18 protein-coding genes are annotated in these 24128 nt (G+C 50.8%); 8 read left to right on the top strand and 10 right to left on the bottom strand.

All coding sequences use genetic code 11. The annotated features are described in order from the left end of the window. Nucleotides 1–337: 337 nt before the first annotated feature. Nucleotides 338–2596 (top strand): Orn/Lys/Arg family decarboxylase, encoded by a 2259-nt coding sequence (locus SH451x_RS23100; protein ID WP_479359589.1) that lies wholly within the window; start codon nt 338–340, stop codon nt 2594–2596. Nucleotides 2597–2635: 39 nt separating this feature from the next. Here SH451x_RS23100 and SH451x_RS23095 read toward each other — a convergent pair whose 3' ends face one another. Beyond that, complete coding sequence (locus tag SH451x_RS23095) at nt 2636–4336, bottom strand: ABC1 kinase family protein (protein ID WP_479359587.1); 1701 nt, start codon at nt 4334–4336, stop codon at nt 2636–2638. Between the two features lie 442 nt (nt 4337–4778). Here SH451x_RS23095 and SH451x_RS23090 point away from each other — a divergent pair, with 442 nt between their 5' ends. After that, nucleotides 4779–5432 (top strand): helix-turn-helix domain-containing protein, encoded by a 654-nt coding sequence (locus SH451x_RS23090; RefSeq protein ID WP_479359585.1) that lies wholly within the window; start codon nt 4779–4781, stop codon nt 5430–5432. 31 nt (nt 5433–5463) lie between these two features. On the opposite strand, the gene SH451x_RS23085 is transcribed toward SH451x_RS23090, so the two are convergent. Continuing rightward, nucleotides 5464–6783, bottom strand: a complete 1320-nt coding sequence (locus tag SH451x_RS23085; RefSeq protein ID WP_479359584.1) for a coiled-coil domain-containing protein — start codon at nt 6781–6783, stop codon at nt 5464–5466. A 175-nt stretch (nt 6784–6958) separates the two neighbouring features. Here SH451x_RS23085 and xseB point away from each other — a divergent pair, with 175 nt between their 5' ends. From xseB to SH451x_RS23065, 4 genes are all read left to right on the top strand, one after another. Next, nucleotides 6959–7375, top strand: a complete 417-nt coding sequence (gene xseB, locus SH451x_RS23080) for an exodeoxyribonuclease VII small subunit (RefSeq protein WP_479359582.1) — start codon at nt 6959–6961, stop codon at nt 7373–7375. A gap of 200 nt (nt 7376–7575) precedes the next feature. After that, nucleotides 7576–8511 carry a polyprenyl synthetase family protein gene (locus SH451x_RS23075; RefSeq protein WP_479359581.1) on the top strand — a complete coding sequence of 312 codons (936 nt, stop codon included), beginning with the start codon at nt 7576–7578 and terminating at the stop codon, nt 8509–8511. Between the two features lie 4 nt (nt 8512–8515). Then, nucleotides 8516–10420: a 1-deoxy-D-xylulose-5-phosphate synthase gene (gene dxs, locus SH451x_RS23070; protein ID WP_479359580.1), complete on the top strand. Its 1905-nt coding sequence runs from the start codon at nt 8516–8518 to the stop codon at nt 10418–10420. 14 nt (nt 10421–10434) lie between these two features. After that, nucleotides 10435–11310, top strand: a complete 876-nt coding sequence (locus SH451x_RS23065; RefSeq protein ID WP_479359578.1) for an NAD(+)/NADH kinase — start codon at nt 10435–10437, stop codon at nt 11308–11310. A 28-nt stretch (nt 11311–11338) separates the two neighbouring features. Here the strand turns inward: SH451x_RS23065 and SH451x_RS23060 are convergent, their stop codons facing one another. After that, a complete protein-coding gene (locus SH451x_RS23060) occupies nt 11339–12706 on the bottom strand; it encodes a dipeptidase (RefSeq protein WP_479359577.1) in 1368 nt (455 codons plus the stop codon). 152 nt (nt 12707–12858) lie between these two features. On the opposite strand from SH451x_RS23060, the gene SH451x_RS23055 reads away from it, so the two are divergent. After that, nucleotides 12859–13203: an ATP-dependent Clp protease adaptor ClpS gene (locus SH451x_RS23055; RefSeq protein ID WP_479359575.1), complete on the top strand. Its 345-nt coding sequence runs from the start codon at nt 12859–12861 to the stop codon at nt 13201–13203. 41 nt (nt 13204–13244) lie between these two features. Here the strand turns inward: SH451x_RS23055 and SH451x_RS23050 are convergent, their stop codons facing one another. From SH451x_RS23050 to SH451x_RS23025, 6 genes are all read right to left on the bottom strand, one after another. Beyond that, complete coding sequence (locus SH451x_RS23050) at nt 13245–14144, bottom strand: ABC transporter ATP-binding protein (protein ID WP_479359574.1); 900 nt, start codon at nt 14142–14144, stop codon at nt 13245–13247. A gap of 63 nt (nt 14145–14207) precedes the next feature. Further along, nucleotides 14208–15017, bottom strand: coding sequence for an ABC transporter permease (locus SH451x_RS23045; protein ID WP_479359573.1), 810 nt, complete (start codon nt 15015–15017; stop codon nt 14208–14210). Nucleotides 15018–15025: 8 nt separating this feature from the next. Further along, nucleotides 15026–16156: a type 2 periplasmic-binding domain-containing protein gene (locus tag SH451x_RS23040; protein WP_479359572.1), complete on the bottom strand. Its 1131-nt coding sequence runs from the start codon at nt 16154–16156 to the stop codon at nt 15026–15028. A 121-nt stretch (nt 16157–16277) separates the two neighbouring features. Continuing rightward, nucleotides 16278–17090, bottom strand: coding sequence for a PspA/IM30 family protein (locus tag SH451x_RS23035; RefSeq protein WP_479359571.1), 813 nt, complete (start codon nt 17088–17090; stop codon nt 16278–16280). Nucleotides 17091–17227: 137 nt separating this feature from the next. Next, nucleotides 17228–17959 (bottom strand): hypothetical protein, encoded by a 732-nt coding sequence (locus SH451x_RS23030; protein WP_479359570.1) that lies wholly within the window; start codon nt 17957–17959, stop codon nt 17228–17230. Nucleotides 17960–18094: 135 nt separating this feature from the next. After that, nucleotides 18095–19633, bottom strand: coding sequence for an OmpA family protein (locus tag SH451x_RS23025; protein WP_479359569.1), 1539 nt, complete (start codon nt 19631–19633; stop codon nt 18095–18097). A gap of 528 nt (nt 19634–20161) precedes the next feature. Here SH451x_RS23025 and SH451x_RS23020 point away from each other — a divergent pair. Further along, nucleotides 20162–22933, top strand: coding sequence for a cation-transporting P-type ATPase (locus tag SH451x_RS23020; protein WP_479359568.1), 2772 nt, complete (start codon nt 20162–20164; stop codon nt 22931–22933). A 38-nt stretch (nt 22934–22971) separates the two neighbouring features. Here SH451x_RS23020 and SH451x_RS23015 read toward each other — a convergent pair whose 3' ends face one another. Beyond that, nucleotides 22972–23925 (bottom strand): vWA domain-containing protein, encoded by a 954-nt coding sequence (locus SH451x_RS23015; RefSeq protein ID WP_479359567.1) that lies wholly within the window; start codon nt 23923–23925, stop codon nt 22972–22974. Nucleotides 23926–24128 lie beyond the last annotated feature (203 nt).

Genomic DNA, 24128 nt, shown 5'->3' with positions numbered 1-24128 from the left:
TAGTTTATCGGATTTTCTTGCTCAACAATTGGTTGACAAGCGATTCATAGGAATATTTCTGGCGTTCGAGTCAGGCCATGGAAACATGCGAGATTTGCTTGCCAAGGCGGACTCAGAAGACGTCTGAGGCAGAGCGATTAATCGGAAGCGTGGTGCTTGTGGCAGGGAAAGGGAAAGCCAAGCATTGCCAAAAAAGAAAACACCTCTAAAACGTTAGGGTTAACGCGACGACATTTTGGGGCGGATCAAACCTTTTTGAGCTCGCGACGTACATGTCCCGCGAGGTTGGCGACCTGCGTTTGTGTCGCAACCAGGGCAGCGCTATAGAGCAATTTGCATGAAATTTAACTTTCCAATTGTCATCATTGATGAAGATTTTCGATCTGGAAATGCCTCGGGGTTAGGGATTCGTGCTCTAGCCGAAGCTATCGAGCGAGAGGGCAACGAAGTGGTCGGCGTGACCCACTACGGAGACCTTTCCCAGTTTGCGCAGCAGCAGAGCAGGGCGTCGGCTTTCATACTTTCAATCGACGATGACGAGTTCGCTAGCGAAGAGACTCTAGCTCCGGCTCTTCATAATCTGCGTTCTTTTATTACCGAGATTCGATTCAAGAACTCCGACATTCCGATTTTTTTGTACGGTGAGACGCGAACATCACGTCACATCCCGAACGACATCTTGAAAGAGCTGCACGGCTTTATTCACATGTTCGAGGATACGCCTGAGTTTGTGGCCAGGCACATTTTGCGGGAAGCGCGATCTTACACTGATTCCCTTGCGCCGCCATTTTTCCGAGCGATGATCAACTATGCGCAAGATGGCTCGTATTCCTGGCATTGTCCGGGCCACTCGGGAGGCGTTGCTTTTCTAAAAAGCCCCGTCGGTCAAATGTTTCATCAATTCTTTGGTGAGAACATGTTGCGCGCCGACGTGTGTAATGCCGTCGATGAACTTGGTCAACTGTTGGATCATACGGGACCAGTCGCAGCGTCCGAACGGAACTCGGCTCGAATTTTCAACGCCGATCATTGCTTCTTCGTAACCAATGGTACATCGACTTCGAACAAGATGGTTTGGCATTCGACGGTTGCATCGGGCGATATTGTTGTCGTCGACCGCAATTGTCATAAGTCGATCTTGCATTCGATCATCATGACCGGCGCGATTCCTGTGTTTCTGACTCCGACACGCAATAACTTGGGCATCATCGGGCCGATTCCGATGAGCGAGTTTAGTATTGAGAACATTTGGAAGAAGATCCGCGCCAATCCGTTTGCGCAAAAAGCTTTGGAAGAGAATCCAGACCTTAAGCCCCGCATCCTCACTGTGACTCAAAGCACTTACGACGGCGTGATCTACAACGTCGAGATGCTCACACGTGAGCTTGATGGTGAAATTGGTTCGTTGCATTTCGATGAAGCGTGGTTGCCGCACGCTGCGTTTCATCCGTTTTATCATGATATGCACGCGATTGGTTTCAATCGTCCGCGGTCCAAGCATTCCATGATCTTTGCGACGCACTCGACGCATAAGCTACTCGCCGGAATCTCGCAAGCTTCGCAGATTTTGGTACGCGAGCCTGAATCGAATAAACTTGACCGACATGCATTTAATGAAGCTTATCTGATGCATTCATCAACGTCGCCGCAGTATGCGATTATCGCCTCCTGCGACGTGGCCGCGGCGATGATGGAGCCGCCCGGTGGAACTGCGTTGGTTGAAGAGTCGATTTTCGAAGCCCTGGATTTTCGCCGAGCCATGCGCAAGGTTGACGACGAGTGGGGCAGCGACTGGTGGTTCAAGGTGTGGGGACCAGAAAAGCTTGCTGAAGACGGAATCGGTCACCGCGACGACTGGATGTTGAAGGCCAACGAAGACTGGCACGGTTTCGGCGACCTCGAGCCTGGCTTCAACATGCTCGATCCTATCAAAGCAACAGTTATCACGCCGGGCTTGGAGATGTCGGGCAAATTTTCGGAAACGGGGATTCCCGCGTCGATTGTCACTCGGTATATGACAGAGCGTGGAGTTATCGTCGAGAAGACCGGTCTCTATTCGTTCTTTATCATGTTTACGATCGGCATTACCAAAGGACGCTGGAATACATTGGTAAGCGCCTTGCAGCAGTTCAAAGACGATTACGACAAGAACCAGCGCGTGTGGAAAGTCATGCCGGAGTTTGCTCAAGCCAATATGCGTTATGAGAAGACTGGGCTGCGAGATTTGTGTCAGCAGATTCACGATACCTACAAGAAACACGATGTTGCACGCGTGACAACAGAAATGTATCTGTCGAAGATCGACGCAGCGATGACTCCATCGGATGCCTATGATCGCATGGCTCATCGCGAGATCGATCGCGTTGCTATCGATGAACTTGAGGGCAGGGCGACAGCCGTTTTGCTGACTCCATATCCCCCAGGCATCCCGTTGCTGATTCCGGGCGAGCGATTCAATAAAACGATCGTCGACTATCTACTGTTTGCACGTGATTTCAACGCTAAGTTCCCTGGTTTTGAGACCGACAACCACGGTTTGATCGAAGAAGGCGAAGGTCCTGATCGCAATTATTACGTCGATTGCGTGCGGATCTAGTTTTGCTAGTCATCAGAAAGCGTTACATCGCTCGTAACACTATTGGTCATCTTGACTCGGGTCGAGGTGACCTGATCGATTGATCGCGAGCAACAACCGCAGGCTAACCAAAACGCTTACAATAAAGCCCATCGCACCGATGATGGAGATGTTTTGCAGGCCACCATAGGTTGGCTCGATAAACAGAAGTGGCGGGACTTTATACGCCAAAAGAATCGCGGACCCGAGTAACAGCGAGCTTGTGAGCATGCCCAGCACGAGCCGGTTGATCGACGGGCTTAGTCCGCGATGGGAAAGCCTAACATCCATCTGTCCACGCTGGAGTAGATCCATTACGCTGCTGATTTGCGATGGCAGCTTTTCTAAGAGATCTTCGACTTCCGTGTAAACTCGTCGGAGCTTTTTTGCTTGCCGCGAAGGCGAGAATCTTCGAATCCGTAGTTTGCGAAAAGCCGGTTTGACCATCTCCATAAGGCTGAATGGAGGATTGAGCTGCCGGATAGTCCCTTCCAACGTAACAAGCGTTTTGATCAGCAAGCCTGTGGGAGAAGGCAAGACGATATGATGTCGATGCATAATGTCGGTGATATCGCTCAACGCCCCGCGCAAGTCAAAACTCTCAAGGGGTTGCGACCCGTACGTGCCTACAAATTCAGATACATCCAGAGCGAGAACGCCTTCATCGATGGTGGGCGGCACTCGCCCAGCACGCTTGATCAAAATCGTCAGCAACCTCGAGTCGCTACAAACGATTGCCATCAACATTTCTTCAATGATCTCTCGCAGTCGATCATCAATGCGTCCGATCATGCCAAAATCGAGTAAGGCTATTTGATTGCCTTCCAGTATTCGAATATTACCGGGGTGTGGATCGGCGTGATAAATTCCGATACGAAAAATCATGTCGATGTAGAGATGAGCCAATTTTTCTGCGATATCACCTAATTCCCGCCGATCTTCGGGCGGCGTATCGATCAATTCTTGCAAGCTGACGCCGCCGACGCGAGCCATCGTCAGGACTTTGTCAGTCGACAACGCCTTGATCGGAGTTGGAATGATCAGGGACGCGTGGTGTGAAAGCTCTTTCTCAAATAGTTGTAGATTTCGAAGCTCGCGTTCAAACGAGAGTTCGGCCATCAGCGATCTGGACAACTGCCCTACCATTTCCACCGGTTGCCAAACGGCGAATTCGGGCAGGCGGGTGGCCAAGTTTGCTAGACCTGTGAGGATCATTAAATCCTCTTGGACTTTATTGCGGATGTTCTGGTGTTGGACCTTGACAACAACAGGCGTTCGGTCTGGTAGGTCCGCAAAATGGACCTGACCGATGGAAGCAGATGCGATCGGCGTTTCGTCAAAGCTATGGTACAGCTCACTTAGCTCGTGCTTTAATTCCGATTCAACTGTTTGTTTGACGGCTGGATAAGGGTCGCTGTTTGCTTTGCTTTGCAACTGCTGCAGTTCAGTTGCGATCTCCGATCCGACAAGGTCTGGGCGTAAAGAAAGAATCTGGCCAAGCTTGATGAAGGTTGGTCCCAAATCCATCAATGCCAATCGAATCCGCGTGGCGCGCGAATAGTTGGCTAGGGGAGTACCACTGTCGTCTTTGATCCAATCACGGACAAAATCGACGTGTACTCTGCTCAACCAATCGGCGAGCCCGTATCGCCGTAGAACAGCGATAATTTCATTCCAGCGGCGAAGATTGCGATAGATTCGCGGAATGCTGGAAATCTTCATAGGTGTTGCAGACGGTGATAAAATTCATTGGCTCGCATATCACTATTGTATTTGCTAATAGACAGAACGATAGCGCAGGTGGTTACTTCAACTTAAAACGGGGCGGCAGTTGTGCGTGGTATGAACGAGCTGCCCGTAGCTGTACCGTGAAGGGCATTCGCCGGTTGTTTGTGAAGCGATTCTCTACGTTAAAGTCTTGGTAGCCAACCCACATTGAACGCAACGTTGCGGTTTTCCATATCTGTTTTGGAGGAAACGGTGCTTTCGTAAATGTGTCTGTTTTCTGATTCCGGTTCTTTAAAAAGTGACTAGAATCTCGAAGCGTAGCCGGTGTCAGTGAATAGCGGTTGGAATCTTTGTGTCTGAGCTTGTGTTCGGTCCGACACCTCTGTTCAGCTGTCATCCGATGCGCAAAATTCAGCGAGGATGCATCGATTTAAATATGGCAGACCGAGATACGTCCGTAGGAAGATCGTTGCCCTGCAATGGTAAACTGATTGCAATACTTCGAAAAAAGTTGGGCTGGACGCAAGGCGACCTTGCACGACGAGCTGGCTTTAGTGCACGACTTATTGTTAAGGCGGAGGCGAGTCACAAGCTTGCTACATCGACGTTATCGATCATTGCCGAAACACTGTCGGAGGGAGGTGCGGTGGTTTCACCCCGTGACCTATCCGTGGATCCGGCTGTCTTGGCCAAAGAATTTTTCTTGTCGACCTACAAACATGGTCCCAAGACGCTCGATGTCAATGCGCATATGATTTCTCCTGACCTCATTGTGCACTTCGCTGGAGATCCAAGCGTATTCCCATTCGCCGGGACGCATGTTGGGATCGATGCTGCGAGGCAAGCATTTGCGGCATTTTATAGTGTCATCCAACCACCAGAAGATGCCTCCGAGATCGAAAATATGCAGTTCGTTTCAACTGGACACGGGGCGCTTGTCTGGGGAGAGACTTGGGCGCATCCAATTGGAAAACCAGCTTCTTCGCCAATGAAGTTTGCTATTAAAATGGATTTCAGCAACGGGATGATGACGGTTTTCGATGACCGATTCGATACACTAGAAGGTTTGAATCAGTTCAAGGGCGTTTAAGGTCATGCGTGCATCGAACATCAAGTCGCACTTACTGTTTCTGCTCTCCAAGACCTAGACGCGACAACCATCGACTACCATTGTTCGGTGGATCGTTCTCTTGTGACAGCGTTCGGTTGTTTTCGCGTTCGAGCTCTTTAAAGCGTTCTTCAAGTTCCGATCGCTGTCGCGCTAGTTTTGCCCGCTCGATCGAAACTTCGACTTCTGCTTCGCGGAGTTTGGCTTCCCATTGTTCCTGCAGTTGGCGTAGATTCTCGCGTTCTTCGTTGATCAAATCGTCATGATTCAGCAATTCTGCAACAGCGGCTGCTCCGATCGCCATCGATTGGCTGGCAGTGGATTGCTCCGATAGCAAACGTTTGAGTTCGTTAATCTCTTTGTCTCGCCGTTCGATTTCGTTGTGCGTTTTCGCAATGATCTCATGAATCTCAAGCGATTTGGTGGGATCAATTTGGATCGTATTCGATTCATCTTCCAAGTGCGCAAGTAAACGCTTCTTCTGCTCTTCCCAGGTAAGTGTCGCAGATCGTTCGGCTGCAGGAATGTTGCTGCGCGAAGCCAATGCTGCATTGACATCTTCTAGCTCTAGCCGAAGTTCAACCGTTTGTTGGCGCTCGCTGAGAAGCTGGTCCCGTAGCGAATTGATTAACGTTTGTGATTCAGCGTCATGAGATTCCTCACGGATGATTGACTCCAAAGGGCTTGTCTGCCGAGCCTTCTCAAGTTCATCGGTGAGTTCTGCTACCTGCTGTTGAAGCGCGAGATAGGCTTCCTCTGACCGACCTTCTCCACTTGAATTATCAGCTCCAGAGCTTGTTGCCGGTTTCGCCTTCTCATTTTCGACGAACTCGACCAGGCTATCGTATTCCTTTCGTAGTGCTTCCAATTGCGATACGACGAGGTCATGTTCCATTTGCTCCACAAACGCGTCATGACTAGCAGGATGGATATTCTGCTCTTGGTGGTGGGATACACGCTGGCTGAGTTCGGCTAGTAACTCTCGCTGCTGTGCCAGCAGTGCTTGCTGGTTTTGGCATGAATCGCGTTGCTCTGCCAGTTCGTGGACTGCCGATTGTACGCCTTCCAGGATGGCTTGAATCGTTTCAGTACTCGAAAGCACCGAGGTGCCGTCGCTGGCTAATTCTGCTTTGCGTACCAACTGTTCAAAGATGATCGATTCGACGGCGACTTCCACATCGCCAGCCCGATGCCTCAGCGAATCGCTGCGGTAGTGGCTGAGCATCTTGATCTGTTTTTTCAGCCGACGGATGCGGGTCAGGGAATCGGAACGAGGAGTTCGCTTGGGAGCTCCGTTGGATCGTTCTTCTCGGTTATGGTCTTGATTGAGCATGTCGTTGGACGAATAGCGTCAGTTCTTTACATTAGGGCGAAGTTCCTATTAATTTTCATATGCTAATTCGTGCGGGTACCGAGCTAGTTTCCGCGTGATATGATGCTCGTTACGGTTTCTCGCTGAAGAAGTTTGACAGTTGTAGCGATTGTATTGCGTGGGAGTTGCGTCCCACATGGAATTGTTTAAAGACGGCAACGTTATAGAAGAAGATGGTATGACCAAACCGAACCAAGATTCCAGTCTGCCCGACAGCGTACGACCTGCGGAAGAGGAACCAACGACTTTTGAATCATCGTTTGCGAAAATAGAGTCGATTGTCAGGCGGTTGGAGCAAGGCACTTCGGGGCTAGATGAATCCTTGGCAATGTACCAATCTGCAGTCATGCACATGCGGTTTTGCCATCGAAAACTAGAAGAATCGCAACGTCGCGTACAAATTCTGCAAGGCGTGGCGGACGATGGTAGCTTTGAAGCGCAGGACTTCGATGATTCGGCGTCTACGTTAAACGAGAAAGCGGCGTCACGAAGCACCCGCCGCTCGGCCAGCTCCGAGAAAAGGTCCAAATCCCAGAAAGATCTACTCCCATAGCTATTTCCGCGTGGGCCAGACATCAATAGCAGCCTTGAAGTGTCGATTTTATTGACACTGGGAAAACTTGCTGGGAAGTCTACAATAGAGGCAACTTCGCAGTTCCGCACAATCTAAAGGACCTGCCAGCCCAGAACCTAAAGCCCAATTATGGACGAAACGACGACCTGCATCGTTCGGTTGGTATTGAATTGTCACTAATGAGCAACGCTCCTCGATCATCTCCACAAATTTTGAGCATTTCGGATTCGAACGCAGCCAGTCAGTACCGCGAACGGCTTATAGATCGGGTAAATCTTGCAATTTCCGATGCGATTGATCGTCATTGCGGCAAGGCGCCAGAACGGCTTCGGCAGGCGATGGAGTACTCGTGGATGGCACCAGGAAAGCGGTTGCGGCCGCTACTAGCTCTGTTGACCGCTGAAGCTTTGGGGGCGGCAAGCGACGTTGCGATGCCAGCGGCGGTTGCGGTTGAAGCGATCCACTGCTACTCATTGGTTCACGACGATTTGCCTGCCATGGACGACGACGATTTGCGGCGTGGTCGACCGACTTGCCACATCCAATTCGACGAAGCGACTGCGATTTTGGCGGGCGATGCGCTGCAGCCGCTAGCATTCGCGGTCTTGGCCGACGGCTATCCGGACCCTGTTACAGTTGCAAAATCCGTTCAGTTACTGGCTCAGGCGGCTGGCGCAACCGCGCTGGTTGGGGGGCAGGTGGAAGATATTTTGGCCGAACGAGGTCGCTTGGTCGATGAAGCAATGCTTGCCAGGATCCATCGCGGCAAAACGGGTGCGATGATCTGCGTTTCCGTGCAGCTCGGAGCTGTTGCGGCAGGGGCGACCGAGGCGGAGTTTGCTGCCTTAACGAAGTTTGGGGAAGCGATTGGGCTGGCCTTTCAGATAGTCGACGACCTGCTAGATGTAGAAAGTGACCCCGAAACCATGGGGAAACGCACTGGGAAAGATGCAAAATTGGGCAAGTTGACGTACCCTGGTATGTACGGGGTAGATGCGTCTCGACAACGCGCGTCTGATTTACTGCAGGAAGCACTGGATTCATTGAAAGATTTTAGCGACGCCAAATCAGGTCTCATCAGCTTGGCGAAGTTTGTCTACGAGAGGAGCAATTAAGAAGATGCATGAGATATTGTCGCGAATCAAAGACGCTCATCCGCTGAAAAGCATGTCAGTCGCTGAACTGGAGGCTCTTGGCAAAGAGATCCGAAGCGTCCTGTGTAACTTACTCGCCACGCGCACTGCGCACTTTGCGTCCAACTTAGGAGTGGTTGAACTGTGCCTTGCGTTGCACAGCACATTTGACTTCAGCTATGACCGCTTGATTTGGGACACCGGACATCAAATCTATCCTCACAAGTTGGTGACCGGGCGTTATGACGAGTTCTCGAAAATTCGGACGCAAGGTGGCTTGATGGGATATCCCAATCCCGCAGAAAGCGTCTATGACCTATTCATGACCGGACATGCCGGTTGTAGCGTGTCCACTGCGCTGGGGCTTAAGTCGGGTGACGATTTAAACGGCGAAGGCAAACGAAAATCGGTCGCAGTGATTGGCGATGGAGCTTTCCCTTCAGGCATCGTATTCGAGGCACTTAACAATGCCGGTGAGCTTAACAAAGACCTGATCGTCGTGCTGAACGATAATAAAATGTCGATCTGCCCACGAGTCGGCGCGGTTGCAAACTACCTTGACCGGCTTCGCAGCAATCCATTCTACACCGGACTAAAGTCGGAAGTCGTCAAGGTTCTCAACAAGATGCCGGTCCTGGGGGATCCGACCGAACGTCTGCTGTCTCAAATCAAAGAGGGTGTTAAGGCGGGTGTCGTAGGCGGCATGTTGTTCGAAGAATTCGGCTTCCACTATATTGGGCCAATCGACGGCCATGACATTGCCATCATGCGCAAGTACATGGAGATGTTGCGAGATCATGAAGGTCCTGTACTGCTGCACGTCGTGACGGAGAAGGGGCATGGCTATGAACCAGCGGCATCTGATCCGGTCTATTTCCACACTCCACCAGCCTTTGACGATGAAGGCGGGGAAGTGCGGATCAAGAAAGTCGCAAGCGAAGTTCCGTTTACGAACTTTGCTCGTGATGCGATGGGTAATTGCATGCGCGATGATAAACGCGTTACCGTGATGACGGCCGCGATGTGTCAAGGAAACAAACTGGAGCCTGTGCGAGACGAATACCCTGACCGCTTCTTTGATGTTGGCATCTGTGAGTCACACGCTGTTGCCTTTGCTGCGGGCCAAGCCAAAGTGGGCTTGCGACCGATCGTTGCGATCTACTCTACATTTCTGCAACGCTCGTACGATCAGATCTTTCAAGAAGTTTCGCTTCAAAATCTGCCCGTTGTTTTCATGATGGATCGGGCGGGACTGGCTGGTCCTGATGGCCCGACCCACCACGGTGTATTCGATATTCCATACATGCGAACGTTCCCCAACATGACGTTGATGGCTCCAGCCGATTCAACGGAAGTCGAACCGATGCTGCGATTTGCTTTGGCTCACAACACGGCGACGGGCGTTCGATATCCGAAAGCTTCCGCAGCCGCCATCGAGCGACCTCAACAAGCGATTGAGCTTGGAAAGAGCCAAACCGTACAATGGGGAACTGACGGAGCGATTATTGCCTGCGGAGTTATGCTGCGAAGTGCTCTGGAAGCCGCTGCGAAGCTGGCCGAAGAAGGGCTCGACGTCGCAGTTATCAATGCGCGATTTATCAAACCGCTTGACCACGAGATGCTGCAAAGAGTCTTCGAAAATTGTCGGTTCGTGCTTACTGTCGAAGAAGGTCAGTTGGCCGGTGGATTTGGAAGTGCAGTTCTTGAACATGCATGTGCCAACGGCTGGGATACTCGTTGCTTCAAGCTTCTAGGGATTCCAGATCGCTATATCGAACATGGTGAACGTGATGATCTGCTGGCTGACCTAGGTTTAGATGCCAATGGAATTGCCAGCGCCGCACGCGAATTGTCTGCGCGCTGGATTTCTGCAGATCATGCGAATGCATAAAGGCAACCGCTTCAATGACGAATTCTCCATGGTTACAGCAAGGACGAGCCAAACCGAATATCGCTGTAATCATGGCGCCCAACAAGCCCCACGTTACAGAAGCATTCAAGTACTTGCATCCAGTCCTTGAACGGGATGCACATATCGTCGCTATCGATCGCGAATTTTCTTACGATTTCAGCGACGAACCGATCGATCTTGTAGTGGTTCTAGGCGGTGACGGTTCCATCCTGCAGTCGGCAAGGCAGATGGGCCGCAATCAAATTCCTGTGCTGGGTGTCAACCTCGGTCGGCTCGGCTTTTTAGCCGCATTGCAGCCCGTGCGTTTTCTTGAGTTATGGCCAGATATCTGCAAAGGGGAATACTTGCTGTCCCAACATTTGATGTTCGAATGTGAAGTGGTGCTGGATGGGCAAGTTCAAGAATCGCGATTGGGGCTTAACGAAACTGCGATCCTGGGTGGCCCGCCGTATGCAATGTTGCGAGTGCAAATGCATGTCGATGGTATGCTGGCTACAACTTACAACTGCGATGGATTGATTGTGAGCACGCCGATTGGATCGACGGCGCACAATCTTTCGGCAGGCGGCCCCATTCTGCAGAACTTGTTACATGCGTTTGTTATCAGCCCAATCAGCCCGCACACGCTTACGATGCGGCCTGTCGTTGATACTGCAGATCGTCTTTTTCAGTTGCGGATCCTGGAAGAACATCCCACGTGCTCCGTCGTTGTCGACGGTCGCGCGATTACGCATCTTACACCTGATCACGTCGTTCAAATCCGTCGTGCGAGCTCTTCGTTCCAGATGGTTGCGTTCCCGGGACAAGACGATTACGCAACGTTACGAGACAAGCTCGGGTGGAGCGGAACTCCCCGTACGATGGACTGACTGCGTTGATTCCTACGCTTGGGTGTTTTTAAGCTAGGTATGACCACAGCCGACTGCTCGATTTGATACCGCGGTAAAAATCCTCTACGCTAAATTTCTCGTTAGGGCTGTGCGCTCCATCGTCGTCCAGTCCCCAACCCAGCAAGATCGCATCACAGTTCAGCTCTTGTACCATTGCGGCAACGATCGGAATGGAGCCGCCTTCGCGAATCATAACCGGTGGTTTGCCAAAACCCTCTTCGACTGCCTTTGCCGCTGCTTGCATAAATCGGCTCTTGGGATCGACAACGACGCCAGGTCCGCCGTGCAATTCGACTACGCGAGCGGTTACTCCCGCGGGAGTGTTTTCTGAAACAAATTTACGCAGTTGGTCTCCTACCTCTTGCGGGGATTGATCAGGGACGAGTCGAAACGAAATCTTTGCCGAAGCTTTGGCAGGAAGTACCGTTTTGCCGCCTTCCCCTTGGTAGCCGCTTGTTAGGCCGTGGATGTCAAAACTTGGGCGTCCCCATCTTCGTTCCAGTGTCGAGAATCCTTTTTCGCCATGCACGCTGGGCACTCCAATTTGTTTCGCAAACTTGTCATCGCTGAAATTCAGTGACCGCCAGCTCTCGCGTTCGATTTCATCCAGCGGTTTAACTTTGTCGTAGAAGTTCGGCAGCTGGATTATTCCGTCCGAATTTTTCATGGCCACAAGCATCTGGGAAAGTGCAAAGGCCGGATTCGTCACAGCGCCACCGAATACGCCGGAGTGGAGGTCGACACTCGGACCTTCGACCTGCAATTCAAAGTAAGCAATTCCCCGCAGTCCGTAAGTTATCGCTGGTTGACCTTTTGAGTATTGCGACGAGTCGCTTATGACGATAACGTCACAGGCGAGTTGATCTTTGATTTGCTTTAGATCCGCTTCCAGGACTTCGCTTCCACTTTCTTCTTGCCCCTCGATTAGGAACTTTACTTGCAATGGTAAGGCTCCTTGAGTTGCCAGAAATGCTTCGAGCGAAAAGACATGTGTCATCACCTGTCCCTTGTCGTCTGTGGCACCACGCGCGTAGATCTTGTCGTCCCGTACAGTGGGCTGAAAAGGGGCCGTATTCCACAATTCAAGCGGGTCGGGCGGTTGGACGTCATAATGTCCATACACCAGGACAACGGGGGCTCCGGCAACAGGCGGCGTTTCGGCGTACACCAGCGGCGGGCTGGTTGAGCCCAACTGTCTAGTTGTGAGGCCCATCGCGGAGAACTTGGCCGACATCCAATCGGCCGCGGCCTGCAAGTCATTGCTGTAGGCCTTGTCGGCGCTAATGCTAGGTATGCGCAGCAGTTCGAAAAGCTGGTCGAGTTGAATTTGCCGATTCTGCTGTAAATAACGGTCAAGTGATGTAAAATCTGTCATACGGATCTTGCTGCCTTTCACATTTGTGCTTGCCAGGACCGCCCCCCAATGGCTTAAAATTGGGCGACCTCACAGGGCGATTGTCCTCGTGTTCGAATCAAAGGCCAAGTGGTCACGGAAATTTCTGTTAGTTAACTAGGTTTGCAACACTTATGTCTAAATCACAATCTGCGGTATTGGAAGCCCCACCAGCGGTAGAGCCACAGGCGAAGAACCAGCGAAAGCGACAGCCTCGCTATAACGTTGTTCTCTGGGATGATTCAGAACATACATTTGAATACGTTGTCCGCATGATGACTACCTTGTTTGGTTACTCCAAAGAGAAGGGGTTCTTGCTTGCTGAAGAAGTGGATAGTAGCGGAAAAGCGATTTGCCTGACCACTACTCGCGAACATGCGGAACTAAAACGGGATCAGATCAAAGCGTTCGGACGTGACCCTCTCAGTGCGCGTTCCAAAGGATCGATGATCGCCAGCATCGAACCAGTACCAGAATAGTAGTCGTGCGAAAGGCCCTGCGCAGAAGTCTGCTGAAACAGCTAGAGACCAGTAGGGACAGGTGGCGGATCGTATTGAGCGATATGGACGTCGGCTGACTTCTGGTATGTAGGGTCAAAGACGGCCTTTCGGAGTTCTTCTCGCTGGTGGACGAATTTCTCATAATCGCGAATGTCATCCGGATGAAAGATTGGGCAAGGTTGATCATAAACAACAGTTGCGCCCATTTCTCCTTCGGTGTGATAACGCGATAAGCCAACAACGCGATCGGCAACATAGATCGCTTCGTTTAGTTCGTGTGTTACGATTATAATCGTGTACTCAGGTCGTTCTCCGCGGGCTTTAGCTTCTTGATTCTCTTGATAAAGACTCAGCAGCATCACTTGCAATTCCTGCCGCATCGCTTCGTCTAATGCCCCAAACGGTTCGTCCAGCAGCACAACTTTAGGTTGCAGTATAAGCGATTGAGCTATAGCAACGCGTTGACGCATGCCACCTGACATCTCGTTTGGGTAAAGTTTGGCCGCCGAAGGCAATCCTACTTTCGCAAGAAACTTACGCGCTTCTTCCAAATGAGTTTTTCGTTTTTTGAGATACTGGGGAAAGCCAAATACTCGGTATGGCAGGGAAGTTTGATCTAGCTTCAACCCAAACGCCACATTTTTTTCTGCAGTCAGAAAGTCGAATAGCGAATAATGTTGGTACACAATCCCCACGTCGCGACTTGGCTCTTTTACAACGTTGCCATCGGCATAAATCTTCCCGCTGTTGGCTGGATGAGTACCGAGAATGGCTTTTAAGAGAGTGCTTTTGCCGCAACCACTTGGGCCTACAATGGAGACAATCTGGCCAGGCCATATGTTCAGATTGATGTTATGAAGAACTCGATTTTTCCCATACCAATGGCTGACATTTTCAACTTGGAGAGCGTATTCACTCATCGATTGCTTTCTTAAACATGCGCGGGAGAACCTATGAACGCTTTCGCAATTCCGACCATCTGCCTACTCACCAAACCAGGGGGCGATTCGCCGTCGCAAGCTCAACAAACCACGTTCAGCCAGCAAGCCACTGATGCCTAAGATCGCCAAATAGATATAGACGACGCTCATGTTAAGGATCTTGCTTTCCATCTTCATGCGGTATCCCATTCCGACATCAGCCACGATCCATTCGGCAGCCAACAAGAAAACCATAGCTGGACCGATCTGCAATCGAACATTGTCAATAACGCGCGGCAAGATCTGCTTCCAGATAACTTCATAGATGATTTCGAAGTCGCTGGCCCCTAGCGTGTAGGCTTTGTTGATGGCATCATCGCTAACGTCTTTTTGAACCGAACTGTAAACCGCTTGAGCCATCGTAAAGAAAACGCCCAGACCGACCATCGTCGCGAACATTGTCTGTTCCGTTCCTACAGTCAAAAAGTAGACCGGCAACATCGCTGTCGGCGGAATTTTTGAGAGGAAGTTTACGATGGGACTGAGCGGGGCTTCGATCCAGCGGTAAGCTCCCATGGCTATCCCAAGTACGATTGAAAGCGACACGCCAACTGCCATCCCGAGTAGCAATCGCCAATAGGTAGCTCCCAAATCTGACCAAAGGATCGCCGGCTTTGGATTGCCCGACAACCCTTGAGCTTTTGTGAGTTTAGCAATGCCATCCGAAAAGCCATGCAGCCCTGGAAGAATAGACTGCTGCGGATTGGCAGCAGTCATTCGATTGGACATGATCGCGTAGACAGCGACGATTGAGCCAAGCCCTAAGATTGTAAGCGATACGAACAACCATCGCGGAATTCGACGTCGAATCATAGCGCGAACTACTTCGATTTAGTGAGGTAAGACTTCAGATACTTCGTGGTGAAATTCAAATTCGCTGCTTCGTCGTCGAAGCCCATCGAAACTTGTTCACCTTCTTTCAATTCGACAATATCGTGCTCTTGGCAAAATTTTACAACCAGAGGCATCGTTTCCGATTTGAAAGTTTCGCTTTCCAGAATGCGAATTGCTTCATCAGGAGTCTTGTAGAACTTGGTCTGAGTGACAACCGTCTTCATTTCATCGACGGTGAGTCCGCTGACGAATTTATCGCCGAGCGCCACCAGCGTTTCATCTGCGGTTTCAGAAGCATCAATGCGACGCGACACTTCATAAAATGCGTCCATCAGCGCATTGGCAAATGCATCAGCGCCAGGGCGTTTCATTGCGCTAGCCGAGGCCACGACCATGTCGACGATCTCTTCCGGAATCTCTGTCGAATCAAACAGAACGCGAGAGTCGGTACGCGTCTTTTGGACTTGGAGGACAAACGGATTCCATACAACGATCGATTTGATACGCTCTTCTTTGCCTTGGAACGTTTGGGCTGCTACACCTGGGTCCATATTGGAGAACTTGAAGTCGGACGGATTTAGACCTCGTTTAGTCAGGACACGTTCGAAGCAATATTGAGAGACACTTCGCTCCAGTCCGAAACTTTCGACCGCTTTGAGAGCATCGACGTCAGCAATGGTGCTGTCCACGATACAAGCATCTGCGCCAGCCGAAGTTGAAGTAGGGAATAGGACAACGCTGCTCTTGTTTATTGATGGACCTAAAATGTCCATGTTCGTGATACAAACAGCGTCGACGTTTTCGGTACCATATAGCTGAATGCAGGTGTCATAGTCTTTCTGTTGCAAGACAATGTCGACATTCCACTTCTTTTCGATCTCGCCCATTTTCCCTTCAGCTTGATCAATCAGGCCTGCTTCATGAGCAACGCCAAAAACGCTCCAAGAAGGATACTCGCTCCATGCCAGCGAGAACACCGGAGCCTTGCCGTTGGCGGCAGTACCGCCCGAAGCTGACGACCCTGTATCGGCTTTGTTAGTGCATCCCGAAAATGACGCAGCAACAAGTGCTGCGCCTGTGAACGCAATAGCAGCGTTTTTCAAGTTCGTGATTGACATTTCGTGACACCTTTTGAATTGACGTAGACTTTTGGAAGTAAAAATACAGTTGGTACAAATAAAGCCGCGTTAGTTAAGCTTTAGTTGCGTGGATAGATGATTGCGTAAAGCTTTTCTGCAATCATGACTCGGGAAGTTTGTAGTCTTCAGCCCGAGTCGGCTCGGCGGTTTCTTTCTTGGCCGAAAGTCCAATCAATTGGTCAAACTCATCGTCAGCGACGGACGACTGTGCGTATTCCATAAATTCAGATTCTGCACGAGTCGTGTCCATGCCTGCCAATTCTCGTGAGACGCGAGCGTTGGCAGAGGCCTTGTTGCGGAGATCTCTCAAGCGTCGTAGCTCTTCGCTCGTCTTGTCGTTCGAAATGCCGGTCATCATATCGGCAATTTGTTTTTCTTCAGCGCTGGAGAGCACGTCTGCTACGGCGTCATGTTTTTCTTCTTTGAGTTTGTCGAGCTCGCGCATTAACGTCTGAATCTGCGCTTTATGTCCGTTAACGTTTGCAACGAGGCCGTTCAAGTCGGACTCTAATTCGGTGATACGAGTTTGTTTCTCAGCGAGCGTGCTGGTGAAATCTTTAAACGCTGCTTGGCATTTGATATATTCTGGATCGCTTTTTACGGCCGCGGGATCTCCCGAGTATTTCTCAACCAGCTGTTTGGCCTTGGCAGCAGCGCCCTGTTTTAATTTCTCAAGCCGCTCGACATCTTCCGTAAGCGATCGAAGTTTCTCCTTCTTCGTTTCTTCTTGAGCAATCATCGCGCTGATCGCGTCTTTGTATTGATTTAATCGTTTGCGTTTTTCTTCGATAATGCGGTCGTAATTCGCCGACATGACCGTCGGATTATTGCTGAGCGTATCTGCTGCATTGGATACTTTGCCGGTAAAGAGATACCCGATCGCTCGGAAAAAACGTCCGATGGCACTAAACATGTAAAAGACTCCTGAGTTGTAACTGAATGGTTATCGCAATATTTCGGCTAAATGGTGGCTCGTTGCCTTCAAAGCTTCGCCACGTGATTAAGGTAACGAAAGCAGTTTAACGTTTTTTCTTCGTTGCAGCGCAAGACTTATTCCTTCAAATATTCGCTGTAATCGCGTTTTGATTCGAGTTCTCGCAATCGCTCTTCCGTACGAGCGGCAATTCTTAATGATTCGTCCAGTTCGTCTCGTAGCGAGGACAAGTCAACCAATTTTTGTTCGTCGTGCGTCTTTTGTAATTGTTCGACGGCGGACTGTAACTGGACAACGGTTTCTTTTACTTCTTGCAAGATGGCTTCGCGTTTTGCCAACAACGTCTTACGTTCTTCTCCCAACAACTTCTCTGAGAGCTCATACGATTCATAGGATCGTTCAAGTTGAGCGACTGCGGCCCAGAAAAGCATGTTGACCTGCGAGCGAATTTCGAGAGACCGCACGATCATCTGAGGCTCGGCAGCCAATAAATTGAAATCGTCGCGTGCTTTTTTAAGAAGCGTTAGGTAGTCGTCCGTCCGAGGGTCGCGATCATACCGTAACTTTTTCAGGACGCTGGCCAGCCGTTCCTCTTGAGCCTGCAGAATCTTGGCTTGTTCCGCCTGCGATACTTTGGCGGTAATCTTATCCAGCAGGAAAACGAAGCGCGTTCCAAGCCAACCAACACCACCCAAAACGCCAACAAGTCCCACAAGATTGAGGATGTCAACGCCACCCGTGGCCCACGAAAGCAGCCACGCAGAAGCTCCGCCCACGATAGGCAATACTACCGAAGGAGCGAATAGGAGCTCGCTAATTACTTTTTTTCGAAGCGAACTAAACCACATGCGCGAGCGTTCACCGAAGGATTTGGACGAATAAGTGCGACGGAGTGCGACCTGACGTTTCGCGTCTATTCTAGCGCAAATCCTCTCATCCGACGAGATCCAGCACTCAATCTTCAATCCAAACCCAAGTACAGCTCAATAGCGAGGCTCGGCCGCTTCAAAGGTTACCAAGGTTTCGTCACGGCTTTCGTCCGTCACAACGCGCATGCGTTGGGCTCCAATCCCCAGCGAAAGTAAGTATTCGCGAGCCGCATCTGCACGCTGCCTCGCTAGTTCGCGATTTTTTTCGACGTTTCCGATGCTGTTCGCGGAGCCGCGAATTGTCAGATAGTAGTCCGGCCAGGACTGCAGTTTGGCAGATAGTTCGTCTAAAACAGCGTTGCTTCGCTCGGTCAAACGGGCGGATCCACGTGAAAAGACGAGCTCTCTTACTTTGAGCTTGCCAACAGGCACCAGACTATCCCATTCGTTTTCGGTCAGCTCCTTCAAGACCTTTTGCTCGCTCAGTTTCTCGCTCGACAATCCAGGATGAAAATTCCGCGTTTGAAGCTGCGCCATCGGCGGGTCAAAGAACAATCGATTGGGCTGACCTCCTGTCGGATCTACTTCAATGGCATCGGTCTCCTTCAGGACGGTGGTGATTTGTTCAATCATGTTTTCTAAATGAACCACAGCACCTTCGCGCAAACCAAAGTGAGCGAAGTTCTCTTGCGTGTTTTTCCATGCAATTTTCTTTACTAGCGCATCGGCATCGTCAGGAGATAGCTTCGACTCTGTTGCTTTGGCGTCTGCGATGATCAGCGACTTCATCGACGCTGGCTCGCGGAAACCATGCAACGCCGAAAAATAAGCCTCCAACACTTGCTCAACCACTGGTTGATTCTTCACAAGGAAGTCTCGCGAGACTACTAATGCGTCGACAATAAACCCTGTCTGATTGGAGGAATCGACCAGCACATGCAACTCTTTTTCGGTGCGAAGCATTTCGCTGACAAAGGGCTCCCAGGTGACGAAGACATCGGAGCCAGTTGGAGACGCTGCGCGAAATCGCCGGATCACTTCATCGGACGAGGCGACTGGGGTGAATGGTTGCGGAGCTAGCTTTGGAAGTTCAAAATCACGCAATATAAGTCGAGCAAGCGTCTCACTTGGAGAATTGCCCACAAACACAAACCGCGTGCTCGGGTCATTGGTCGACATGATATTAGGGAACTTTTGCTTGTAGCCCACAATTGCGTCGGCGCCGTGGGATTCGTCAATCAAGCACACGATGGTTGCCGGCAGCGATTGAGTTTCCGCACAAGCCTTGATCAATGCGTCGATGGGAAACGCAGCCATCTGGACTTTACCACTGGCGAGCGATTCTAGCCTCGCCGCATAGTCAGCTTGGTCATCCGACAGCGTTAGTCGAATCTGTCGTTGAGCCAGGATCTGCTGAAATTCTGGGCTTCTTAACACGGCATACCCAGAGAATGCATCCAGTGCCAGCGAAATGTTGTTCTTGTAAACGCTGTTGCCTGTAGATTGGGCAAGGATGTCAGCTGCTTCCTGTGCCTTCTTCTGCTGCTCCGTTGTTTTTCGCATCGGCTCCAGCACCAGCTTCCACAAGCTGACTCCAGCAGCCAGTACGATCAGCCAAATAAACGCGGCAATTATTATTTTTGAAGTCTTCACAGTCGTCCGTAATGCATGGCGTCGTAAATATCTAGTTGCTATCGCAAATGATCTTGCTGTCCCTCAGAGTACACAACAGTATCGAAGTTTTGTTTGGGCTCAAGTAATTCTTTAGCTACTTTTGCCGATTTCAGGTGGATTAAACCCTTGAGAGGAGCTGCTACTCGCTGACTCACTCTGCTCGTGGGGAGCGGTGTTATCTAATGTCAACGCGTCTACGCTCGAGATCAAATGTCAATTTTCGGCCCATGTGGAATGTAGTTTGCCTTTTTACCTACCAAGAGCAATAAAACCGAGCTTACGCTACACGGTTGGACTCGAGCGTGCGTGCTATGGCGTCTCAGCCGCGCACACCGCGCACGTTAATGGTCCGCCGCGAATTGAAATTGGCGTACTGGTTCAAATCTTGGCTCGAGCTACCAACTGCGTGTAATTTTAGCAGTGGAGCGACTGTGCAGGGCAATCTCTAGGATTGCATTCAACGGAAAATGACTTCGTGACGCCTCTGAAAGGGCTATCGGTGAAAATGTGACGACGGAACTAGCAAAAACACCACATGCCATGAGTGCAGACGAGGCACTTTCGTCTTGGGAGAGCGATCAGAAGAAAGGCCTCGAGCTTCAAGAAGTCTTGGTTCGCCGCGAGAAACATGGATTCAACTCGCTGCCTGCTCGAACTGGGCAGAGTGCGTTCGTCACATTTATTTTGCAGTTTCACCAGCCCCTAATCTATATCCTGCTTGCTGCAGTTGGGATTACCGCAGCGCTTGGGGAGTGGATTGACTCTGGGGTGATCTTTGGCGTTGTCCTAGTCAACGCGATGATTGGTTTCTTCCAAGAATATAAAGCGGCCAAAGAGCTAGACGCACTGGCAAATATGACCATCACGGAGGCTCGCGTCCTTCGTGGCGGAGAGGACTTTCGCATACCGTCCAGCGAACTGGTTCCTGGCGATATCGTGTTACTAGAATCGGGCGACAAAGTGCCTGCCGACTTGCGACTGTTGAGTATCAGAGACCTTCAGATCGACGAGTCGACGCTGACAGGAGAGTCCGTGCCTGTTCAGAAGGATATCAAGCCTCTTACGTCCGACACGCCACTCGCAGAACGTCGCAATCTCGCATTCTCTTCCACGTTGGTAACCTACGGCCAAGGCCGCGGGATTGTTGTGGCCACAGGAGTAGCGACCGAAGTCGGAAGGATTAGCGATTTGGTTTCAACCGCGGACATCATCCAGACTCCGCTCACGCGCAAGATCGAAGGCTTCAGTCGGCTGTTGCTCGTGGTCATCCTTGCGTTAGCAGGCGTGACATTCGTCGTCGGAGTCCTGAAAGGTGGATCAGCCATCGACATGTTCATGGCGGCGGTAGCATTATCCGTGGGAGCGATTCCCGAGGGAATGCCAGCCGCTGTCACCATCACGCTTGCCATCGGTGTGAAACGCATGGCGCGTCGGCGAGCTCTGATTCGAAAGTTGCCCGCCGTCGAAACGCTTGGCAGCACAAATATTATATGTTCTGACAAAACTGGTACGCTCACCGTCAATCAGATGACAGTTCGAAAGGTTGTCGCAGCCGAAACGCATTACGATGTAACGGGTAGTGGTTATGACCCTGAAGGCGAAATCACACGTAGCGATGCGGCCGCCGAGAAGTTTGAAAATGCTGCGCTTGCGGCCTGCTTGCAAGCCGGTTTACTCTGCAACGATTCTTCTCTCCGGCGCAAAGATGACCAATGGGAGGTCACGGGAGATCCAACCGAAGGTGCTTTGATTGTCTCCGCGCGAAAATCGGGGCTTGATGCAAACCATCTCAAAGAGGAACTGCCGCGCATCGATTCAGTGCCATTCGAATCGCAACATCAATACATGGCGACTTTGCATGACTTTCCCAGTGGAGCCTCACGACGACTTTTCGCGAAAGGGGCCGTCGAGGTTCTCTTGTCAAAGTGCGACAAGATGCTCGATCACAACGGTGAACGCGTTGCATTGGATCGAAAAGGCATCTTAGAACGACTCGAAGCCCTTGCATCGGAGGGGTTGCGGGTTCTAGCATTTGCAAGTCGTGACGTGAACCACGACACACAGTCAATCCATCACGAAGATGTTGCTGGGCTGACATTCTTGGGGCTTCAGGGCATGATCGATCCGCCGCGGCCTGAGGCAATCGAAGCGGTCCGAGCATGCTTGAAAGCAGGAATTCGCGTCAAGATGATTACCGGAGATCATCCGGTAACAGCGGGAGCAATCGCCGAAAAACTTGGTTTCCAGACAACAGCCGCGGATGGTAGTCAGATTCCAGTAATGACCAGCCAAGAGCTGGAACAAAAGACTGATGAGGAGCTCGTCGAGATTGCGGATCGCGTTTCTGTCTTTGCGCGAGCTACGCCCGAGCAGAAGTTGCGACTTGTAAGAGCGATGCAGGCCAAGGGGAACGTGGTTGCCATGACAGGTGACGGCGTCAACGATGCACCTGCGCTCAAGCAAGCCGATATTGGAGTGGCGATGGGGCTTGCGGGGACAGAGGTTGCCAAAGAGTCAGCGGACATGGTACTGACTGACGACAACTTTGCCACGATCGAAGCCGCCGTCGAAGAAGGTCGAGGCGTCTTTGATAACCTAACAAAATTTATAGTCTGGACGCTTCCCACCAACGCGGGAGAAGGCCTGTTGATTCTCGCTGCGATTATGGTCGGGGCAACGTTGCCATTGCTGCCGGTACAGATCCTCTGGATCAACATGACAACTGCAGTGCTTTTGGGATTGATGTTGGCCTTTGAACCAAAAGAGCCTGACATCATGAGTCGGCCGCCACGCGATCCGTCGGAACCTCTGCTCACCGGAATGTTGATTGGCCGGATGGCAATCGTATCAGCAATCTTGCTGATTGGAGCATTCGGATCATTCAGTTGGTCGCTTAAGCAAGGGTACAGTGATGCTGCCGCCCGCACTGTCGCGGTCAACGTGTTTGTTATGGTCGAATTGTTTTATCTTTTCAACTGTCGATCTTTGACCAAATCCATGTTTCGACTTGGATTGTTTTCCAACCCGCTACTATTGGTTGGCGTTGCGATCATGATCGTCCTGCAAATGGCTTTCACCTATACACCGTTCATGAACTTCCTGTTCCATTCTGCGCCGATCGGTTGGGATGCGTGGTGGAGAATACTACTCACCGCGGCTGTAGCCTATTGCATCGTCGGCTTCGAAAAATGGGTACGACGCCGATTAGCGAAGTCGACTGATGTACCCCTTTTGACAGGATTTTCAACTAAAGCCATCAAGCGCGAGCCTGCAGCCTAACCGATTCAGTAATCGCTTGCGCGAGAGTCGAAGCGCTGTTAGCGACGGTTCTGCTTCTTAATTACGCGGAATATGATCGCAATCACCAAAAGCGTCATCATGCATGGAATAAAACCGCAGCATGCGAAGCCCAGTACAGTGTCTCCTGTACCGTTTGCATTACTCTCTGGATTGTAAATTCGTTCGATATTGGAGTCTTCGTTGCCGAACGTTAAAAACGAATTGTCGGGAGACGTAAGTGACTCAATCGCCTGAGACGCGAATTCATCTGGGATTTGAGCGAGTAACTCGAAGTCTTGGCTAATGTCCTGATTGTCCAACGGTTCTGCAAGTATCTCGCTAACCGCCTTCTCTAGCCCCTCTGCATCATTAACACTTCGATACGAATGTACCTGGGACGCTAATTGGTGCGTTTCCTCCATATCTACGCCAATAACATCGATCGAAATCCCCCGGGCCAAGATCATCGGCAAATAGGTTGCCACTAGGTCTCGATCATTCGCTTCGCCGTCAGTGATGATTAACAAGCGGAAGCTGCCATACTTGTTCAGATTGCGATACTGCAAGAGCTCGTCGGCACCCTCTCGCATCACCTGTCCCAGTGGTGTACCACCGGTTGCTGACACACGGGAAATTGTTTTTACTGCATCTTCGCGATTCAAAAGACCAAGCGGGATCAGCTTCCTGTCAATGTTCTTACCATTGAGTAACCTGACGCCGAACTTTGTGTCTTCGGGCAAGGTATTGATTACTTTGATTAAGGATTTGCGAGCGGCGTCCATACGCGATGTGGAGCCAGAATTGGTTCGCATCTTTTCATTCATCGAACCAGAATCGTCCAAGATTACGACGACAACTTGCTCACCCAGTACGAGGCTCGACAAAGCGATAATTGATATTCCGAACATCAACGCTTTTGCAAGCGAACCATACCATTTCGACATGATGTAAAGCATAGGCTTGGAACTGATCGGAAGGAGAATTGTGAACATGAATGCCGTTCCGAAAATCGTACCGACGCCACATGTTACCAAATCTAAGTTCGCGTTGGCCAGCGAATCGAATCAAGTATTTTGCCGCTGGCGTTTTCTTGAGCTTTCACCAACATTGCACGGATCGCAACTCGGAGTGATAATCAACTGTGCAAAGATTTAAAATATGACCCACGAATAGTTTGAACTTGGCGGTCACCGGT

This window comes from Njordella aestuarii, assembly GCF_056494165.1.
This window is presented reverse-complemented; position numbering and strand designations above follow the sequence as displayed.